Source organism: Oleiphilus sp. HI0079, assembly GCF_001635105.1.
In genome coordinates this window covers 1-854 of the sequence record NZ_LWFT01001046.1, presented here as the reverse complement: position 1 = coordinate 854, position 854 = coordinate 1, and the positions used below count along the sequence as shown (strand labels likewise).

Below are 854 nucleotides of genomic sequence, written 5' to 3'. Positions count from 1 at the left end.
ACCTTGCTGGATGTTCCTGTAGATCTTTCGGATGATATGTCGTTTGAAACCTTAAAGGCTGAGGCTCGGTTTACTTTCACTAACCCTCTGTCTGCGGATTCGGATAATGACCTGATTTCTGATGGTTTAGAAGATTATGACCAGGATTACGCGTCAAATCTCCAAGAGGCTGAACTTACCGAAGCTAGCTCAGTGAACCCAAACTCTGATTTGAATCTTGGTGTAGCAGGTTCGGATGGATTGTTGGACGGTGTTGAGCTCAACATTCTGTTAACTGAACCGAATAATCAAGATTCGGATTCTGATGGGATTAAAGATGGTGCGGAACTCTCTACAGTGTTCGTTGATGCGGTAGCGGCAAACGCGGCTTCGAATCCAAGAGTTGTCGTATCTCTCAACGATTGTTTGGCGAATGAAACAGGTATAGAGAGCGCGGGTAAAGCGTATTGTTTTGACGTGCAATTTGTTTCATACCCAACGCTTACCGATAGTGATTTTGACGGCGCAGATGACGATGTTGATTATTACCCTCTAGACCCCGGTTGTGTAACTCAATCACAGGGCTTTGATAGAGTTGATCGACATCAGTGTTTCTCGACATGGATGAGTGAGCAAGATCAGGGAGCTAAGCTTGCATCAATTGATAGTGGAACTCAGCAGTTGGCATTATTTAACGGTGATTGGGACTCCGTTGTTCGTTATGATCTTTCTGCGAAAGAGTACTTAAAGGAACTGGATGTAAGCTCTGACGCTGCCGATTTTGTCGTATATGAAGCGATTAGCGATAAGATGCTCTTCATTGATAAGACGGGCCAGTTGCGTTCGGTTTCATTGGCGTCACCGAACACAATCGA

At 44.8% G+C, this 854-nt stretch carries 1 protein-coding gene; it reads left to right on the top strand.

The window, feature by feature from the left end:
• A partial coding sequence (locus A3750_RS26375) for a hypothetical protein (protein ID WP_197475151.1) occupies positions 1-854 on the top strand: 854 nt, incomplete at both ends.